Here is a 17,364-nt window from a genome sequence, read left to right on the forward strand (position 1 = left end):
AACATGACCATCCACGAAAGCAACTTGCACCCCGAGGCCGCCACCTTTCGCCATATGATCCCGGCGGGCGAGCCTTATCTGTTCGAAGTGAAGGCCGGCCAGACCCTGCGCCTGCTCGACCTTGAGGGCAATCAGGCGGTCGATACACTGTTCTTCAGTGCCACGAACCCGCGTGAGCGCTATGACCCCCAGCGCACCCTGCGCAAGCAGAACAAGGTCTACCTCACCACCGGCACGGTGCTCTACTCCAACCTCGGCAACCCGCTGCTAACCATCGTTGCCGACACCTGCGGTCGCCACGACACCCTCGGTGGCGCCTGTGCTCAGGAGAGCAACGTGGTGCGCTACGCGCTGGACAAGCGCTACATGCACAGCTGCCGCGACAATTTCCTGCGCGCCAGCCTGCATGACGGTCGCCTGGAGAAACGCGATGTCGGCGCCAACATCAACTTCTTCATGAACGTTCCGGTCACGCCCGATGGCAGCCTGACCTTCGAGGACGGTATCTCCGCCCCAGGCAAATACGTTGAGCTGAAAGCCCAGCAGGACGTGATCGTGCTGATTTCCAACTGCCCACAGCTAAACAACCCGTGCAACGGCTGGAATCCCACGCCTGCCGAGGTACTGGTATGGGACTGATGCCGCTGCTGCAGCGTTATGTGCTGCCCCTGATGCAGGCGCGCGCCGGCCAGCGGCCTGCAACGCATGTCCCGGATGCGCCCGACTCAGCACCTGCGAAAACCACTCGCACAGCCCCAGACAGCGGCCCGCCGCTTCGCTGAAACCACCCTTAAAACGAATTCAGTCCCTGGACGGCCGGGGGCGACGACGAAAGAAAGCGGGACGGCCCGCCTCCCCCTGAGGGAATGAAGATGTTCGACAAACTCCTGATCGCCAACCGCGGCGCCATCGCCTGCCGCATTCTGCACACGCTGCGTGCCCTGGACGTAAAAGGCGTGGCCGTCTATTCAGAAGCGGATGCCGCCAGCTTGCACATCCAGCAGGCTGATGAAGCCCATAGCCTCGGTGAAGGCGCTGCAACGAACACCTATCTGGTGGTCGACAAGATCCTCGGTATCGCGCAGGCCGCCGGTGCGACGGCGATTCATCCGGGCTACGGTTTTCTTTCCGAGAATGCCGCCTTTGCCGAGGCCTGCGAGGCGGCCGGCATCGCCTTTGTCGGACCGACGCCCGAGCAGCTTCGGGTGTTTGGGCTCAAGCACACCGCCCGAGCGCTGGCCAAGCAGCACGGCGTGCCGATGCTGGAAGGCACCGAACTGCTGGAGAGCCTCGAAGCCGCGCTGGAAGCCGGCCAACAGGTCGGTTATCCGGTCATGCTCAAGAGCACGGCTGGCGGCGGCGGCATTGGCATGCGCGTATGCCGCTCGGCCGAGGAGCTGTCAGATGCCTTCGACGCAGTTAAACGCCTGGGGCAGAACAACTTCAGCGATTCGGGTGTGTTCATCGAAAAATACATTCAGCGCGCCCGCCATCTGGAAGTGCAGGTATTTGGTGATGGCCAGGGCGAGGTGATCGCGCTGGGCGTTCGCGACTGCTCGGTGCAACGCCGCAACCAGAAGGTGCTGGAAGAAACACCGGCACCGAACCTGCCGACCGGCATGGCCGAGGCTCTGTGCGAAGCCGCCATCAAGCTGGCCAAGGCGGTGAACTACCGCAGCGCTGGAACCGTCGAGTTTGTCTACGACGCTGAGGCCGAGCGCTTCTACTTTCTCGAAGTGAACACCCGCCTGCAGGTCGAACACGGCGTGACCGAGCAAGTCTGGGGCGTAGACCTGGTGCGCTGGATGATCGAGCTGGCCGCAGGCGATCTGGCACCATTGTCGGCACTGGCGAAGGACTTGAATCCCAGCGGCCACGCCGTCCAGGCACGCCTCTACGCCGAAGACCCGGGCCGCGACTTCCAACCGAGTCCGGGCCTGCTGACCGCAGTGAATTTCCCCGAGTCAGATCGCAAAAGTCTGCGCATCGACACCTGGGTCGAGGCTGGCTGCGAGATTCCGCCCTACTTCGACCCGATGATCGCCAAGCTCATCACTTATGCGCCGACCCGTGAAGCGGCCCACGCTGCGCTCGATCAGGCGTTGGCCGACACCCTGCTCTATGGCGTCGAGACCAACCGCGACTACCTGCGTCAGATCCTCGCCTATGCGCCCTTTGCCGAAGGCAATCCCTGGACCCGCTGCCTGGAAGGCCTGACTTACCAAGCCGCCACTTTCGAGGTGCTCACAGCTGGCACCCAGACCACCGTGCAGGACTTCCCCGGACGGCTCGGCTACTGGGCTGTCGGCGTGCCACCGTCCGGTCCGATGGACAGCCGTGCGCTGCGCCTGGGCAACGCGCTGCTGGGCAATCCGGCCTATGCCGCAGGCCTGGAAGTCACCATGAGCGGGCCGATCCTGCGCTTCAATACCGATGCGGTAGTCGCAGTAACCGGCGCTGACATTCCAGTGAAACTCGACGACATCGAGCAACCGATGTGCACCGCGATTCTGGTCAAGGCTGGCAGCACGCTTGCGCTCGGCACCATCGCCGGTGCGGGTGCGCGCAGTTACCTAAGCGTACGCGGCGGGCTGCAGGTGCCCGATTATCTGGGCAGCAAGAGCACCTTCACCCTTGGCCAGTTCGGCGGCCATGCTGGACGGGCCTTGCGGGCCGGTGATGTGCTGCACCTTCCCGAACTGGCTGACGACAGCGTTGGCGCAAGCCTGCCGCTGGAATTGTGCTCAGCCTTGCCCGCAGTGCGCCAGATTCGCGTGATCTACGGCCCGCATGGTGCACCGGAATATTTCACCGAAGGCTATATCGACAAATTCTTCGCCACCAACTGGGAAGTGCATTTCAACTCAAGCCGGACCGGCGTGCGCTTGATCGGCCCGAAACCCGAGTGGGTACGCGACAGTGGTGGCGAGGCCGGCCTGCACCCTTCGAACATCCACGACAACCCCTACGCCATCGGCGCGGTGGACTTCACTGGCGACATGCCGGTAATCCTCGGTCCGGACGGCCCGAGCCTCGGCGGCTTCGTCTGCCCGGTGACCATCATCGAGGCCGACCTCTGGCAGATGGGTCAGCTCAAGGCTGGCGACAAGGTGCGTTTCGTACCAGTGGAGGTGACCACCGCGCGGCAGCTGGCGAAGGCGCTGAGCGACGAATGTGCGCTTCGTGGCAGTCAGAGCGGCACCGTCGTTCCTACAAGTGCGCAAGCGCTCACCTCGCCCATCGTCCTCGATCTAGGTGAGGACGATACCCGGCTGGTCGCCCGCCTCTCCGGCGACACCCACCTGTTGCTGGAAATCGGCGCGCCTGAACTGGATCTTGTTCTGCGCTTTCGTGGCCATGCGCTGATGCAGGCGCTGGAGGCGAAGAACCTCGACGGCGTAATCGACCTCACCCCCGGCATTCGCTCCTTGCAGGTCCATTACCAGCCAGAAACCCTGCCGTTGCGGACGTTGCTCGACATCGTCGAGGGCGAATGGGACGCGGTGTGCGCCGCCCGCGACCTGAAAGTCCCCTCGCGAACCGTTTACCTGCCGTTGTCCTGGCACGACCCGGCCTGTCAGTTGGCCATCGAAAAATACATGACCACCGTACGCAAGGATGCGCCCTGGTGCCCGAGCAACCTGGAATTCATTCGCCGCATCAACGATTTGCCAAACCTCGACGAAGTGCATCGCACGGTGTTCGAAGCCAGCTATCTGGTGATGGGCCTCGGTGATGTCTACCTCGGCGCCCCGGTCGCGACGCCGCTCGACCCAAGGCATCGGCTGGTCACCACCAAGTACAACCCGGCACGCACCTGGACTGCGGAAAACTCCGTGGGCATCGGTGGCGCCTACATGTGCGTCTACGGCATGGAAGGCCCGGGTGGCTACCAGTTCGTCGGCCGTACCCTGCAGATGTGGAACCGCTACCGTGCGGTGGAGGCCTTCGGCGGCAAGCCCTGGCTACTGCGTTTCTTCGACCAGATCCGCTTCTATCCGGTTTCTGCCGAAGAACTCTTGAAGATCCGCCGCGATTTTCCCCTGGGCCGCTACCCGCTGAAGATCGAAGAGAGTGAGCTGCGCCTGTCCGACTATCAGGACTTTCTGGCGAAGGAAGCCGAAGGCATTGACGCCTTTCGCAGCCAGCAGCGCGCCGCGTTCGACGCCGAACGCCAACGCTGGATCGCCTCAGGCCAGGCGCACTTCGAGAGCGAGGAAGTCGCCGCTGAACTCGGTGAAGACGCTCCGCTCGGCGCCGGCGAGCACGGTATCGAAAGCCACATTGCCGGCAACCTCTGGCAAGTCTCGGTGGCTGAGGGCACACGGGTGGAACCCGGCGACGTGCTGGTGATCCTGGAAAGCATGAAGATGGAAATCCCAATTACCGCACCGGTTTCCGGCGTGATCAAGGAAGTCCGTGTGCAACCCGGCTCGCCAGTGCGAGCCGGACAGCGCGTGGTAGTGATTGAGGAAGCGTAAAGCCCCACAACCAACGCAAGCCAACCGTAGGGTGGATCACGCTTCACCGATCCACCAACCGGCCCAACGGGTCGGCAACGAACATTGCGGTGGAAAAGGCTTTGCCGTTTTCCACCCTACGAGGACTACAACGTGACCATCGACTTCGATCTACGCCTCGACACACTGCGCACGGCTTACTCCAGCGCCCAGCTGTCACCGCGCAACCTTATCGCTGCAGTGCACGAGCAAGCCACCGCCCTGCAAGCCGAATTCAACCTCTTCATTCATCTGCTAACAGAGGATGAACTGGAGCCCTACCTCGCCGCCCTGGACAGCAAATCCCCGGACGAGCTGCCGCTGTACGGCATCCCCTTTGCCATCAAGGACAATATTGACCTGGCCGGCATTCCCACCACGGCCGCCTGCCCGGCCTTTGCCTACACGCCTGAAACCAGCGCCACCGTCGTCGAGCAGCTGATTGCCCTTGGCGCGATCCCGCTGGGCAAGACCAACCTCGACCAGTTCGCCACCGGCCTCAACGGTACCCGCTCGCCCTATGGTGAATGCCGTAACAGCGTGCACCCGGCCTACCCGTCGGGCGGCTCCAGTGCCGGCTCGTCCCTGGCCGTCGCGCTGGGCATCTGCAGCTTTGCGCTGGGCACCGACACCGCCGGTTCCGGTCGGGTGCCGGCGGCGCTGAACAACCTGGTCGGCCTCAAGGCCAGCAAGGGACTGATCTCCACCGCAGGCGTTGTGCCGGCGTGCCGCACGCTGGATTGCGTCACCTTTTTTACCGCGACCGCAGCCGAAGCCAGCCAGCTTCTTGCCCTGACCGCCAGGCTCGATCCGCGTGACGAATACAGCCGCGCCAACCCGGCATGGAACGACGGTTCGGCCTTCGGCAAGATCGCTACCTTCCGCTTCGGCGTGCCAAGCGGGCTGGAGTTTCTCGGTTGCCCGGAGAGCCCGGCGCTATTCGCTGCCAACATCGAGCATCTACAGGCGCTTGGTGGCGAGCCAGTCGAGATCGATTTCGAGCCGTTCCTTGAAGCAGCGCGCTTGCTGTATGAGGGGCCCTGGGTCGCAGAACGTTACAGCGTCGCCGGCGAGCTGATCGAGCAACAGCCGGACGCCGTGCTGCCGGTGATCAAGGCTGTCCTGGAAAAGGCGCCCGGCACCACCGCAGTTCAGCTGTTTCGCGCGCAATATCGGCTGCAGCAGCTCAAGGCCATCTGCGACCGCATCATGGCTGGGGTCGACTGCATCCTCACGCCTGCCTACCCGCGACCGGTCACCCTGGACGAGCTGCACGCCGAACCGGTCAAGCGCAACTCGGATCTGGGCTATTACACCAACTTCATGAACATGCTCGACTATGCCGCCGTTGCGGTGCCCGCCGGCACAATGCAGAACGGCCTGCCGTGGGGCGTTACCCTGTTCGGTCGCGTGTTCACCGACCAGTACCTGCTGAGCCTGGCCGACGCACTGCAGCGAGGCACCGTAATCCCCCTGGTCGGCGGCCATACCATCACCAAACCCGCGCCGACACATCCGGCGCGCAATGACCGGGCCCGCGTGGTCGTCTGCGGCGCGCATCTGGACGGTCTGCCGCTGAACTGGCAGCTCAAGCAGCGCAATGGTCGGCTGCTGGAAGCCACCTACAGCTCAGCGAACTACAAGCTCTACGCGCTGGCTGGCGGCCCACCGTTCCGCCCTGGCATGGTCCGTGTTGACGATGACGGAGTCGCCATCGAAGTGGAAGTCTGGGAAATTCCCAGCAGCGAACTGGGCTCTTTTCTCACCGGCATCCCCGCACCGTTGGGGCTGGGCAAGGTGCAGCTGGCCGACGGCCGCTGGGAAACCGGCTTCATCTGCGAGCCCTATGGTCTGGAGGGCGCCGTTGACATCACCGAATTCGGTGGCTGGCGGGCCTATATGAAGAGTCGGCGCTAACAGCCATCCGGGCCGGATGATCTGGCCCTACGAACACCGCCACTCGCATCTGCTGCCGCTCGGCCTGGCTGCGACGTGGCTCGGTGTTGGGCGGGATTGATATCGCCACTCCTTTTCGTCCCCGCCGGAACATCCCTTACTGAACGTCCTCCGATGCAAAGCGACGCCGAACATTCGGCTCAATCTGCATCAGAGGAGGCTCCATGCGCATCACCCTTCCACCTCTCGGCTTTGGCGGCGCACCGCTGGGCAACATGTTCCAGCCACTCGACGAAGCCACCGCCGACGCGACGCTCAAGGCCGCCTGGGAAGCGGGCATCCGCTATTACGACACCTCGCCGCATTACGGCGCGGGCCTTGCCGAACAGCGCTTCGGCCGCCTGCTGAGCCACAAGCCGCGCGACGAATTTGTGCTGAGCACCAAGGTGGGCCGCCTGCTGCAGCCCGCAGCGGCACCGGAAAACGCCAAGCCTTTCGTTGATGAGTTGCCCAACAAGCGCGTCGTGGACTACTCCGCCGATGGCGCGCGCCGCTCCATCGAAGACAGTCTTGAGCGCATGGGTGTCGACCGAATCGATGTCGCCTTCATTCATGACGTGTCTGAAGACCAATGGGGGCCGCAGTGGACCGAGTACTTCCAGCAGGCCATGCAGGGCGCGGCGAAAGCCCTGACGCAAATGCGCGAGGAAGGCCTGATTCGCGGCTGGGGCCTTGGCGTGAATCTGGCCGAGCCCTGCCGTATGGCGCTCGAGCAGTCCGACCCTGACGTCTTCCTGCTAGCCGGGCGCTACTCGCTTCTGGATCACCGCGAAGCGCTGGAGACCTTGTTCCCACAGTGCGTGGAGCGTGGCGTTGGGATCGTCGTCGGTGGCCCCTTCAACTCCGGTGTGCTGGCCGGCGGCGAGCACTACGACTATGCCGACGCACCCGAGGCGATCCGCAAGAAGACCCAGGCGATCGAGGCCGTGTGCGGTGAGTTCGGCGTCGATATTCGTGCCGCAGCGTTGCAGTTCTGCCTGGCCCATCCCGCGGTGCTGTCAGCCATCCCCGGCACCAGCAACCCGAAGCGTCCGGCGCAGTATGTGCGGCAGTTCGAAGCCGAGATACCGGCCGCGTTCTGGCGGGCACTGAAGGACAAGCAACTGCTGCCTGAGGATGTGCCGGTGCCGGCGTAGCGCCGACCGCCAGTATTCAACGGGTGGCATGACGCAGGACGTAATGCCAGAGCAATTGCTTGAGCCCCGCACACCGCCGCAGAACGCCACGAGGCATCCGTCGCTCCCAGTTGATGCCTCGTCCTCCCCCTGATGACGTCCGTCGCGCTCCTCCCCTGTCACGACCAACGGGGCACCATTGCAGCGCACAACTCACCATTTGAGCGCAGCCCGGTTACGGCCATAGCGTGACAGTCGGTCGAGATATACCGGCCAACTCATTGAATCCGTTCAGCAAAAATCAACCAGATAAAGATGGCACGCAACCTGCTCATCCCAGATAGAACGGGATGAGTCGCCACCACGCTCATGACGCTCGGCACACAGGAGCAACACAACAGGCGAACTAGGGTTCCGGCTCATGCAGATGAGCGCTGGTCCGAGAGTTCTCCGGTCCCACGGATTGGGACTACACGGCGGGATAAAAGCCCGGGAGGACGCGATGTCATCCCGTGCCGGTTCTTCCACTGTGTAGGAGTTTCATCATGACTGGACCACTGCTGCGTTCGCTGCACCACACCTTGCTTGGCGCCACGCTGGCGGCCGCGACGGTATTTGCTCCGCTGGCAGCTCAAGCCGCGGAAACGATGAAAATCGGCACTGTGGTATGGGCCGGTTATGGCCCCTTCTACGTCGCCGACAAGAAAGACCTGTTCAAGCCCCACGGCCTGGATGTCGAACTGCAGTTCTTCAACGACCCGGCGCTGATCCCCACCGCCATGCTCAGCCGCGCTCTGGACGGCGGCATGCTCACCTATGACCAGGTGGTGGCCTCCGTCGCCAAGGGCCTCAAGCACCGCGTGGTGATGCCCATCGACTTTTCCAACGGTGGTGACGCCATCGTCGCCGACGCTTCAATCAACTCTGTGGCCGATTTCAAAGGCAAGAAGGTGGGTTACAACCCGCTGTCACCTTCCGACTTTCTGCTCGCCTATGCGCTGCAGCAGAACGGCATGACCGAGAAGGACATCGATCCAGTCAACATGACGCCCGAAGGCATTCCCGGCGCCATGGCCTCTGGCAATCTGCCAGTCGGCGTGACCTACGAACCCAACGTTTCGCAGATCCTCTCCATGGGCAGCGGCGATAAGTTCAAGGTGGTGTATTCCTCCAAGGACGCGCCCGGCCTGATCACAGACGTGCTGGTGTTCGACGAGGCGGTAATCGCCAAGAAGCCGGAAGCCATCAAGGCGATGATCCAGGGCTACCTCGACGGCCTCGCCTATATGCAGGCGCACCCTGAAGAGTCGGCAGAGATCATCGGTGAAGTGCTGGGCGTCAGCGCCGAGGAAGCCACTGAACAGATGTCCGGCGCTTACAACATTCCGCTCGCTGAAATGGGCAAGAGCTTTGCTCCCGGTGACGACACCCATTCCTTCCATGGCAGCGGCGCGATCATCGCCAAGTTGCTGGTCGACAACGGACAGATCCCGGCCATGCCGGACTTCAGCAACACCTACGACGCCCAGTTCATCGAGACGCTCGCCAAGTAGTGCATGCCGGGCGAGCCACCGCTCGCCCGGTTGGAGACCGATATGCAAACTCGCAAACCGCTCTACCGATATGCCGACGGCCACGTGCCGAACAGCCTGGCCATGACCTACACCCTGCTCGGCTACCTCGCCGGGCTGGCACTGCTTTTCCCGGCCAATGCCTGGCTCAATGCCATGGGCACACTGTTGCTCGCTCACGCGATGATCATCGCTGCCTACCTGATCCATGAGTTCGCCCACGGCACCATTTTCAGCGTGCCCAAGCACAACCAGTGGGCCGGCAACGCCTGCAGCTGGCTGGCCGGCAGCTGCTACGCCGATTTCCAGGACCTGCGCAAAAAGCACATGCGTCACCACGTCGACCGTGCCGATGTGATCACCTTCGACAGCAAGGCCTTTCTCAAGGCACGCCCAGTGTGGTTCCAGAAGCTGGTGATCGCGCTGGAGTGGGCCTACGTGCCAGCGGTCGAGCTGATCATGCACCTCTACGTAATCGTGCTGCCCTTCGTGACCACCAACGAGAAGCACCGTGCCCGCCGCGGCAAAGTCGCCCGCGTCATGCTGATCCGGGCACTGCTGTTCGCCCTGCTCGGTTGGTTATCGCTCAAAGCCCTAGCGCTGTATGCCGTGGCATGGCTGCTGATGGTCACCGTGCTGCGCTTTGCCGACGCCTACCAGCACACCTACGATGCCTTCGCCGTGCTGGAAGACGGCCAGGTACCGGAAGACAAGCCACGCGACCGCGCCTACGAACAGCTCAATACCTACAGCAACGTGGTGTCCGCCCGTTGGCCGTCGCTCAACCTGCTGCTGCTCAACTTTCCCTACCACAACGCCCACCACGAGAAACCCGTCGCGCCCTGGTATCGCCTCCCCGCGCTGCACGCCGAGCTGTATGGCAGCGCCTACAACCAGGTCATTCCGATGCGCGACCTGCTTGGCAGCTTCCACCGCTATCGCCTGCGTCGTGTACTGGATGACGACTACGGCGCAGTCAGTGAAGGCCCGCGAAAAGCAGAAGGTTTCTACGGTGCAGTTGGCGTGTCTTTCCTCACGGCGGTGTGAAAATGCATAAAGCACTCGATTATCGCGGACGTTGTGTCGTACTCACCGGGGCTGCTGGCGGCATTGGTCGGCAGCTGGCCAAGACCTACGCCGAGGCCGGCGCCACGCTGGAACTGGTCGACCGCGACCCGGACGCCCTCGCCGAACTGGTCGAAAGTTTGCAGCCGGAGGGCCCGCTGCACGCCACCACGCTTGAGCTCGGCGATTGGCGGGCGGTGCAGCTATTCGCTGACGACCTCGCCTGCCGCAACCGCTCGGTCGAGGTGCTGGTGAACAATGCCGGTGTCGAGTACCAGACACCCATTACCGAACCCACTGCCGAAGCCGACGCTTGCTGGGCGCAGCTACTGGATAACAACGTGTCGTCCATGCAGCGCCTGACTCGTGCGCTGCTGCCTCGCCTGCGCGCCGGTGCCAGCGTGATCAACCAGGCTTCGATCTGGGGCTTGAAAGGCGTGCCGGGCTTTTCCGCCTATGCGGCAAGCAAGCATGCAGTGATCGGCCTGACGCGCTCCTTGGCGTGGGAACTGGGGCCTCGGCGCATCCGCGTCAATGCCGTCTGCCCTGGCTGGATAGGCACCGATGCCGCGATGCGCTCGCTGCGCATCATGGCAGCGGAAAACGGCCGCAGCGAGACCGAAGAACTGGTCGCTGTGCTAGCCGCCCAGGCCATTCCGGAATTGCTGACCCCAGCGGACCTGTCCGGCACCTTTCTGTTTCTCGGCTCGCCGCTGGCCGCGGCGCTGACCGGCCAGGCGCTGTCAGTCAGCCACGGCGAGGTCATGCATTGATGGATTGTTTGCCACTGGAGGGCAAGGTGGCCCTGGTCACCGGCGCGGCGACCGGCATTGGTCGTGCAACCGCCGTGGGCCTGGCAAGAGCCGGCGCGCGGGTCTGGATCAATCACCTCGGCCAGCACGAACTGGCGGAACAATTGTGTGCAGAAATCGAATCGCGCGGTGGCCAGGTGCGCCATGTCGAGGCTGATGTTGGTTCTGCAGCCGCCGTTGCAGGGATGTTCGAACAGATCCTCGCCGACGGGCCGCTGGATCTGCTGGTCAACAATGCCGGGATCATCCTGGAGAAACCTTTTCTCGACACCACTGAACAGGACTGGGCGCAGGTGCTCGGCGTCGACCTGCATGGCGTCTACCGCTGCTGCCAGCACGCACTGCGCCATATGCAACCGCGCGGCTGCGGGGCCATCGTCAATGTGGCCTCGGACCTCGGTTTTCTTGGCCGCAGCGATTACGCCTCATATTGCACCGCCAAGGCCGCCGTGATCGGCCTGACGCGCTCACTGGCCCGCGAATTCGCCGCCAGCGGCATCCGTGTGAACGCCGTCGCGCCGGGCCCCATCGCCACGGCCATGGTTTCGCCAGCGCACATGAGTCGTGAGTGGATGGCCAAGGAACTCGACATACCCATGGCCCGGCTTGGTACGCCGGACGAGGTCGCGGCCGCCATTGTTTTTCTACTCTCGCCCCAGGCCAGCTACTTCACTGGGCAAACACTCGGGCCCAATGGCGGCTCCTGGATGGGCGCCTGATGACCCTGCTCCCGCAGATCTTACTGGTCACCGGCGCAGTCGCCTGGGGCCTCGGCTGGCTGCCCCTGCACCATTTCGCCAGCGTCGGGCTGGTCGGCATGCCGCTGGTACTGCTGGTCTATGGCTTGCTCAGCCTCTTCGCCATTCCAGTGCTGTGGTTCGAGCGCCGTGCGTGGATGCCGCAGCGCAACGGTTTGCTGGCCATCGCCGTCTGTGGAGGCGGTGCGACCGCTGCACTGGTCACGGCGCTGGCCATCGGCGAGGTGGTGCGGGTCATGCTGCTGTTCTACCTCGCACCTGTCTGGGGCGTACTGGGTGGCTGGTTGCTGCTGGGCGAACGCCTGACGCCGCTGCGTATCGGTGCCCTGCTGCTGGCCATGCTCGGCATTGCCTTGACACTGAATATCAGCAGCGCACTGACCCACCCACTGAGCGGCAGCGACTGGCTCGCACTCGCCGCTGGCCTCGGCTTCAGCCTGAACAATCTCGCCACGCGCGCCGCCGATCAGGTGCCACTGGCGAGCAAGACGTTGGCGCCGTTCCTGGGCAGTGCACTGATTGCCGTTGTGCTCTGCCCTGTGCTTGGTGAATACCCGCCACCGCTGAGTCTCACGCTGAGCTGGCAGATCGGCCTGATGGCGCTGGGCTGGCTGCTGAGCATGGCTGCCGTGCAGTACGGCGTCAGTCACATCGAGGCTGGGCGCGCGGCGGTGCTAGTGGTCTTCGAACTGGTGGCCGCCGTGCTCTCTTCCGCCTGGCTCGGCAACCAGGCCATCGGCACCCATGAATGGCTGGGTGCAGCCCTTGTCATGATTGCGGCACTGACCGCCAGCTGGCCAGAACGCCTGGCCCTGACCGTAATTCGGAGTCCTTCGCTATGAACAGCGTGCACATGGATCAACTGAGCTGGGTCGAGTACGAACACCGCGTTCGTGACGGCTCCGTGCTCTTCCTGCCTTGCGGTGCCACCGAACAGCACGGCCCGCACCTGCCACTGGGCACCGATGCGCTGCTTGCCAGCGCCATCTGCGCCGATGTGGCGCAACGTGTCGGCGGGCTGGTCGCGCCAGCGCTGTCCTACGGCTACAAATCACAGCCCAAATGCGGTGGCGGCCAGCACTTCTGCGGCACCACCAGCCTTGATGGCGCCACGCTAAGCGCCCTGGTGCGCGACGCCGTGCGCGAATTCCATCGGCACGGCGTGAAGCGATTGGTGCTGGTGGTTGGCCATTACGAAAACCAGTGGTTCGTTGGCGAAGGCATTCAACTGGCGCTACGTGATCTGGGACCGGATGCGGGGCTCGAGATCATGCGCCTGGAGCATTGGGACTTCTGCCGTGAGGACACCCTGGCCGATGTGTTTCCAGACGGTTTTCCAGGCTTCGCCCTGGAGCACGCCGCTGTCATCGAAACCTCGCTGATGCTGCATTACTACCCCAGCCTGGTGGCGCTGGAGCGCATCCCGGACGAAGCCCCCGCCGACTTTCCACCCCACGACATGTATCCGCCCCGCACCGAGTGGGTACCGCCGTCTGGCGTGCTGTCTTCGGCCAAGGGCTCGACGGCAGCAAAAGGTCAGCGCATGGCCGAAGACATCGTGGGCGGTATTGCTGCCGCTGTGCGCGGTGAGTTTGCTCTGGAGAATCTCCTGTGAATCCGGCATTGGCGCATACCGCGCTGCTGGTAATCGACATGCAGCGCGACTTCTGCGCACCGGGCGGCTATGCCGATCAAGCCGGCCTGGACATCGAGCGGCTGCGAGCGCCCATTGAGCCGATCCGCCAGTTGCTGGTCGCCGCACGCCGTTGCGGCCTGTTCATCGCGCACACCCGCGAAGGCCATCGGGCCGACCTCAGTGACCTGCCCGAGACCAAGCGGCGGCGCGCCGAAGCCAGCGGCGCACCCATCGGCACGCCTGGCCCCATGGGTCGCCTGATGGTGCGTGGTGAATACGGCAATGACCTGATCGATGAACTGCAACCCGAGGCGGGTGAGCCGGTGATCGACAAGCCGGGCTACAGCGCCTTCGCTCACACCGACCTGGAATTGCTGCTGCGCAATCGCGGCATTGGGCAGTTGATTCTGACAGGCGTGACCACCGAAGTCTGCGTGTCTTCGACCCTGCGACACGCGGTGGACCTCGGTTTCTCCTGCCTGACCGTCGCTGATGCCTGCGGCTCGGCCTACCCCGCGCTGCACGCGGCCGCGCTGTCGATGATTGGCGTCGAGGGCGGGCTGTTCGGTGAAGTCATCACCAGTGATGCGCTTATTGCCCTGCTGGAGATGCCCGCATGACCGATGTGCTCAAACTCTGGCCGCTGCTCACCGCGACCCATCGCTACGACAAGTCCATCTCGACCCGCAATCGGGGCCAGGGTGTCCAGATCGAGGCGCCGATCCTGGCGTTTCTGATTGAGACACGGCAGGGCCGCATCCTTTTCGACGTCGGCTGCGACTACGCCAAGCTCAGCGACCCCATACTCAAAGCTCGGTGGTACGACCCGGTGGAGTTCCCCATGGGCCCGCCGCAGATGACCGAGGATCAGCGCCTGCCCGCGCATCTGGCCCGGCACGGGCTGACACCAGCCGACATCGACCTGGTGTTTCTAAGCCACCTGCACTTCGACCACGCCGGTGGGCTGTGCGAGCTATGCGGTTGCGATGTGCACGTGCACGAGGCCGAACTGGAGGCTGCGCTCGCCGAGGCCGACGATGCCTACTTTGCGGACGACTTCTCCGACACCATCGTCGACCAGCAGCGCTGGAAATTGCAGCGCGAGGAATACCAGCTGGTGCCGGGTGTGCAGGCGATCAACACGCCTGGGCACACCGCCGGCCACATGTCATTGATGGTCGAACTGCCGCACGGCAAGCCGGTGATTCTGACCGGCGATGCGGCCGACCTGCAGGAAAACCTCACCGATGAAATCGCGCCCGGTGTCTGCTGGCAAGACAGAGAAGACCTGGCGCTGGACAGCATTCGCAAGCTCAAGGGATTGGCCGCCGAAGCCAAGGCTGAGTTGTGGCCGAACCACGACATGGCCTTCTGGCGAACCCTCAAACGCTTCCCGGAGTACCACGCATGAACAGTGTTCCCGAATCTTATCTGGGCGTGTGGCGACGCCGTCTGTTGACCACGACCGACGGGCGCCGCGATGAAACCAGCGATGTCTACTGGCTACAGACCGCCCAACTGCACGCCGACATACGCATCCCTCACCCGCCGACCGCCTCCGCGTCCCTGGCTACCTGTTCGCAGGCCCAACAGCTCGACCTGTGCGAGCAAGGCGGCTTTGCCGGGCTGACCCTGGTGGAGGGTGACATCTGCCAATGGCAGCGTCTGATCGATTACCAGCCACCAGGCGCTGCACCAGACATCGGCCGTATGCGTTTCGAAGGTGCGGATCAGTTGCTTGAAGACGGCCTGGACGGCCGCTATCACGAGGTCTGGCAGCGCGTGCCCGAATCGGAAGGGACCAATTGGGGCCTGTGGCTGCGCTCGGCCGATGAGCCGGAGCGACAGGCCTGTCTGCTGGTGGCCGGAGACTACTTCATGTTCGCCGCCGACCGGCCCGTGGCCCTGGACGCAGATGGTAGTCGCCTGCGCGATCAGGTCGCCCGCGCCGCGCCGGCAAAACGGCTCGAACTGCTGGCCTGCGAGATTTCCTTCGGCCGCCAACGCAACGGTGCGACGCCCTGGATGATCAGCCACTCGACCCTGCCCGGACGTGTCGGTGACAGCCTGCTGCCGAGCTATTGGAATTTCAGCCAACCGGCCGGGATTCCCGAAGAGGATTTGGCCCGCATCGGCCATTTTCCTCCAGCGCTGGGCTGGGTCAGCGTAGCGAACCCGCATTTACCGACCGTTCAAGAGGTAGTCGCATGACGGCGCATTTATCCCTTACCGCGGACACCGCTCTGGATCGTCCCACGGCGGCGGAAAGGCAGCCCGCCAGCACGCCGCACACGGTCCCGGCCAAGCCACGCCGAGCGCGCTGGTGGCGCATCCGAGGCGATCTGCCGAAAACCACGGTCTGGGCACTGGCAGCCGCAGGGCTGATTGCGCCCTTCGTGCTCTGGTGGGCCTATACCGCTCTGGGGCTGGCGGACCCGATGTTCATGCCCAGCCCCGGCGCTGTGCTCGAACGCCTGGGCCGCTGGTGGGCCAGCGAAGGCTTGTTAACCGACATAGGCATCAGCGTCTGGCGGGTGATGGCTGGCTTCGGCGCCTCGGCTCTGCTCGCGCTGCCGCTGGGGCTGTACATCGGCACCTATCGCCCGGTGCAGGCTTTTCTCGAGCCACTGACCGACTTTATCCGCTACATGCCGGCGGTAGCCTTCATTCCGCTGGTGATGCTCTGGGTCGGCATCGACGAGGGTTCGAAGGTGCTGATCATCTTTATCGGCACCTTCTTCCAGATGGTCTTGATGGTGGCCGAAGACGTGCGCCGTGTACCTATGACGCAGATCGAAGCGGCGCAGACCATGGGCGCCAACCGGGGCGAGATCGTCAAGCTGGTGATCCTGCCGTCGGCGCGTCCGGCCATTCTCGATACCCTGCGCATCACCTGCGGCTGGGCCTGGACCTACCTGGTCGTCGCCGAGCTGGTGGCTGCCAATTCGGGCCTCGGCTACGCCATCCTCAAGGCACAGCGCTACATGCATACCGACAAGATCTTCGCCGGGATTCTGTTGATCGGCATCATCGGCCTGCTCACCGACCAGGGCTTCCGCTGGCTGTCACGCCGGGCCTTCCCATGGAGAAAACAAGCATGAGCGACGCCAAGATCCGCATTCAGCAGGTGGGCAAGACTTTCGTCAGCGAGAAGCGCGAGGTCGAGGCGCTGCAGGCTGTCAACCTGGATATCCAGCCAAACGAATTCATCACCTTTGTCGGCGCATCGGGCTGCGGCAAGTCCACCCTGCTGCGCATCATCGCCGGGCTGGAAACACTCAGCTGTGGAGAAATCCTGCTCGACGGTAAGCCCGTGGACGGCCCGGGAGTCGACCGCGCCATGGTCTTTCAGCACTACAGCCTCTACCCCTGGCTGACGGTGATGAAGAACATCAAGTTCTGCCGTCAGCTCAAGGTCATCTCTGACACCGTGCGTGGCGATGGCGATGTGGAAACAGCGGCCGGCCGAGCCGATGCGTTGCTCAGTCTGATGGGCCTGACCATCTTCGCCGAGGCCTTTCCCAGCCAGCTCTCCGGCGGCATGCAGCAACGCGTAGCCATTGCCCGGGCCTTGATGCCCAAACCCGCGACTTTGTTGATGGATGAGCCCTTTGGCGCGCTGGATGCGCAGACCCGCGAGGTGATGCACGACCTGATCCGGCATGTTCACAGGCTGGAGAAGACCACCATTCTGTTCGTCACCCATGACGTCGAGGAAGCCATCTACCTGGGCGGCCGCGTAGTGTTGATGGCGCCGCGGCCGGGGCGCATCGACTCGATTTACGACGTCCCGCTGCCCGCACAGCGCCATCAGGACATGAAGCTCTCGCCTGAATTCACCGCCCTCAAGCGCGAGATCCTCGGGCGGATTCGCGAGACCTCCGGCATGCAGACCGACCTCGATCAGCTGGCGAAACTGACGGCCATCGCGGGTTAAGCGGAGTCCCGTTCA

15 protein-coding genes and 1 riboswitch are annotated in these 17,364 nt (G+C 63.7%); all 15 genes read left to right on the forward strand.

Annotated elements, in window-relative coordinates; genetic code table 11:
• Positions 1-3 precede the first annotated feature (3 nt).
• The 15 genes from ACSSNI_RS15175 to ACSSNI_RS15245 all read left to right on the forward strand — a co-directional run bounded on the left by ACSSNI_RS15175 (position 4) and on the right by ACSSNI_RS15245 (position 17,349).
• Positions 4-639, forward strand: coding sequence for an urea amidolyase associated protein UAAP2 (locus ACSSNI_RS15175; protein ID WP_159967812.1), 636 nt, complete (start codon positions 4-6; stop codon positions 637-639).
• Positions 640-872: 233 nt separating this feature from the next.
• On the forward strand, positions 873-4,481 hold the full coding sequence (gene uca, locus ACSSNI_RS15180) for an urea carboxylase (protein WP_448259582.1): 3,609 nt from the start codon (positions 873-875) through the stop codon (positions 4,479-4,481).
• A gap of 132 nt (positions 4,482-4,613) precedes the next feature.
• Positions 4,614-6,416 carry an allophanate hydrolase gene (gene atzF, locus ACSSNI_RS15185; RefSeq protein WP_200639618.1) on the forward strand — a complete coding sequence of 601 codons (1,803 nt, stop codon included), beginning with the start codon at positions 4,614-4,616 and terminating at the stop codon, positions 6,414-6,416.
• A gap of 203 nt (positions 6,417-6,619) precedes the next feature.
• A complete protein-coding gene (locus tag ACSSNI_RS15190) occupies positions 6,620-7,591 on the forward strand; it encodes an aldo/keto reductase (RefSeq protein WP_200639617.1) in 972 nt (323 codons plus the stop codon).
• Positions 7,592-7,965: 374 nt separating this feature from the next.
• Positions 7,966-8,068, forward strand: a riboswitch (guanidine-I (ykkC/yxkD leader).
• Positions 8,069-8,115: 47 nt separating this feature from the next.
• Positions 8,116-9,123 carry an ABC transporter substrate-binding protein gene (locus ACSSNI_RS15195; protein ID WP_200639616.1) on the forward strand — a complete coding sequence of 336 codons (1,008 nt, stop codon included), beginning with the start codon at positions 8,116-8,118 and terminating at the stop codon, positions 9,121-9,123.
• A gap of 42 nt (positions 9,124-9,165) precedes the next feature.
• On the forward strand, positions 9,166-10,188 hold the full coding sequence (locus tag ACSSNI_RS15200; protein ID WP_200639615.1) for a fatty acid desaturase family protein: 1,023 nt from the start codon (positions 9,166-9,168) through the stop codon (positions 10,186-10,188).
• Positions 10,189-10,190: 2 nt separating this feature from the next.
• Positions 10,191-10,979 carry an SDR family NAD(P)-dependent oxidoreductase gene (locus tag ACSSNI_RS15205; protein WP_102835126.1) on the forward strand — a complete coding sequence of 263 codons (789 nt, stop codon included), beginning with the start codon at positions 10,191-10,193 and terminating at the stop codon, positions 10,977-10,979.
• The gene (locus ACSSNI_RS15210; RefSeq protein WP_200639614.1) at positions 10,979-11,737 is read left to right on the forward strand and encodes an SDR family NAD(P)-dependent oxidoreductase; all 759 of its coding nucleotides are present in this window, start codon (positions 10,979-10,981) and stop codon (positions 11,735-11,737) included. Before ACSSNI_RS15205 ends, ACSSNI_RS15210 begins: the two co-directional genes overlap by 1 nt.
• On the forward strand, positions 11,737-12,618 hold the full coding sequence (locus ACSSNI_RS15215; protein WP_234484572.1) for a DMT family transporter: 882 nt from the start codon (positions 11,737-11,739) through the stop codon (positions 12,616-12,618). The genes ACSSNI_RS15210 and ACSSNI_RS15215 overlap by 1 nt, the downstream gene beginning before the upstream one ends.
• The gene (locus ACSSNI_RS15220; RefSeq protein WP_200639613.1) at positions 12,615-13,391 is read left to right on the forward strand and encodes a creatininase; all 777 of its coding nucleotides are present in this window, start codon (positions 12,615-12,617) and stop codon (positions 13,389-13,391) included. Before ACSSNI_RS15215 ends, ACSSNI_RS15220 begins: the two co-directional genes overlap by 4 nt.
• Complete coding sequence (locus ACSSNI_RS15225; protein ID WP_325166589.1) at positions 13,388-14,032, forward strand: cysteine hydrolase family protein; 645 nt, start codon at positions 13,388-13,390, stop codon at positions 14,030-14,032. The genes ACSSNI_RS15220 and ACSSNI_RS15225 overlap by 4 nt, the downstream gene beginning before the upstream one ends.
• Positions 14,029-14,823 carry an N-acyl homoserine lactonase family protein gene (locus ACSSNI_RS15230; RefSeq protein WP_200639612.1) on the forward strand — a complete coding sequence of 265 codons (795 nt, stop codon included), beginning with the start codon at positions 14,029-14,031 and terminating at the stop codon, positions 14,821-14,823. Before ACSSNI_RS15225 ends, ACSSNI_RS15230 begins: the two co-directional genes overlap by 4 nt.
• A complete protein-coding gene (locus ACSSNI_RS15235) occupies positions 14,820-15,623 on the forward strand; it encodes a hypothetical protein (RefSeq protein WP_200639611.1) in 804 nt (267 codons plus the stop codon). The genes ACSSNI_RS15230 and ACSSNI_RS15235 overlap by 4 nt, the downstream gene beginning before the upstream one ends.
• Positions 15,620-16,513 carry an ABC transporter permease gene (locus ACSSNI_RS15240; RefSeq protein ID WP_200639610.1) on the forward strand — a complete coding sequence of 298 codons (894 nt, stop codon included), beginning with the start codon at positions 15,620-15,622 and terminating at the stop codon, positions 16,511-16,513. The genes ACSSNI_RS15235 and ACSSNI_RS15240 overlap by 4 nt, the downstream gene beginning before the upstream one ends.
• Positions 16,510-17,349: an ABC transporter ATP-binding protein gene (locus ACSSNI_RS15245; protein ID WP_200639609.1), complete on the forward strand. Its 840-nt coding sequence runs from the start codon at positions 16,510-16,512 to the stop codon at positions 17,347-17,349. The genes ACSSNI_RS15240 and ACSSNI_RS15245 overlap by 4 nt, the downstream gene beginning before the upstream one ends.
• Positions 17,350-17,364: the final 15 nt, after the last annotated feature.

The organism is Stutzerimonas tianxiuensis (assembly GCF_053470365.1).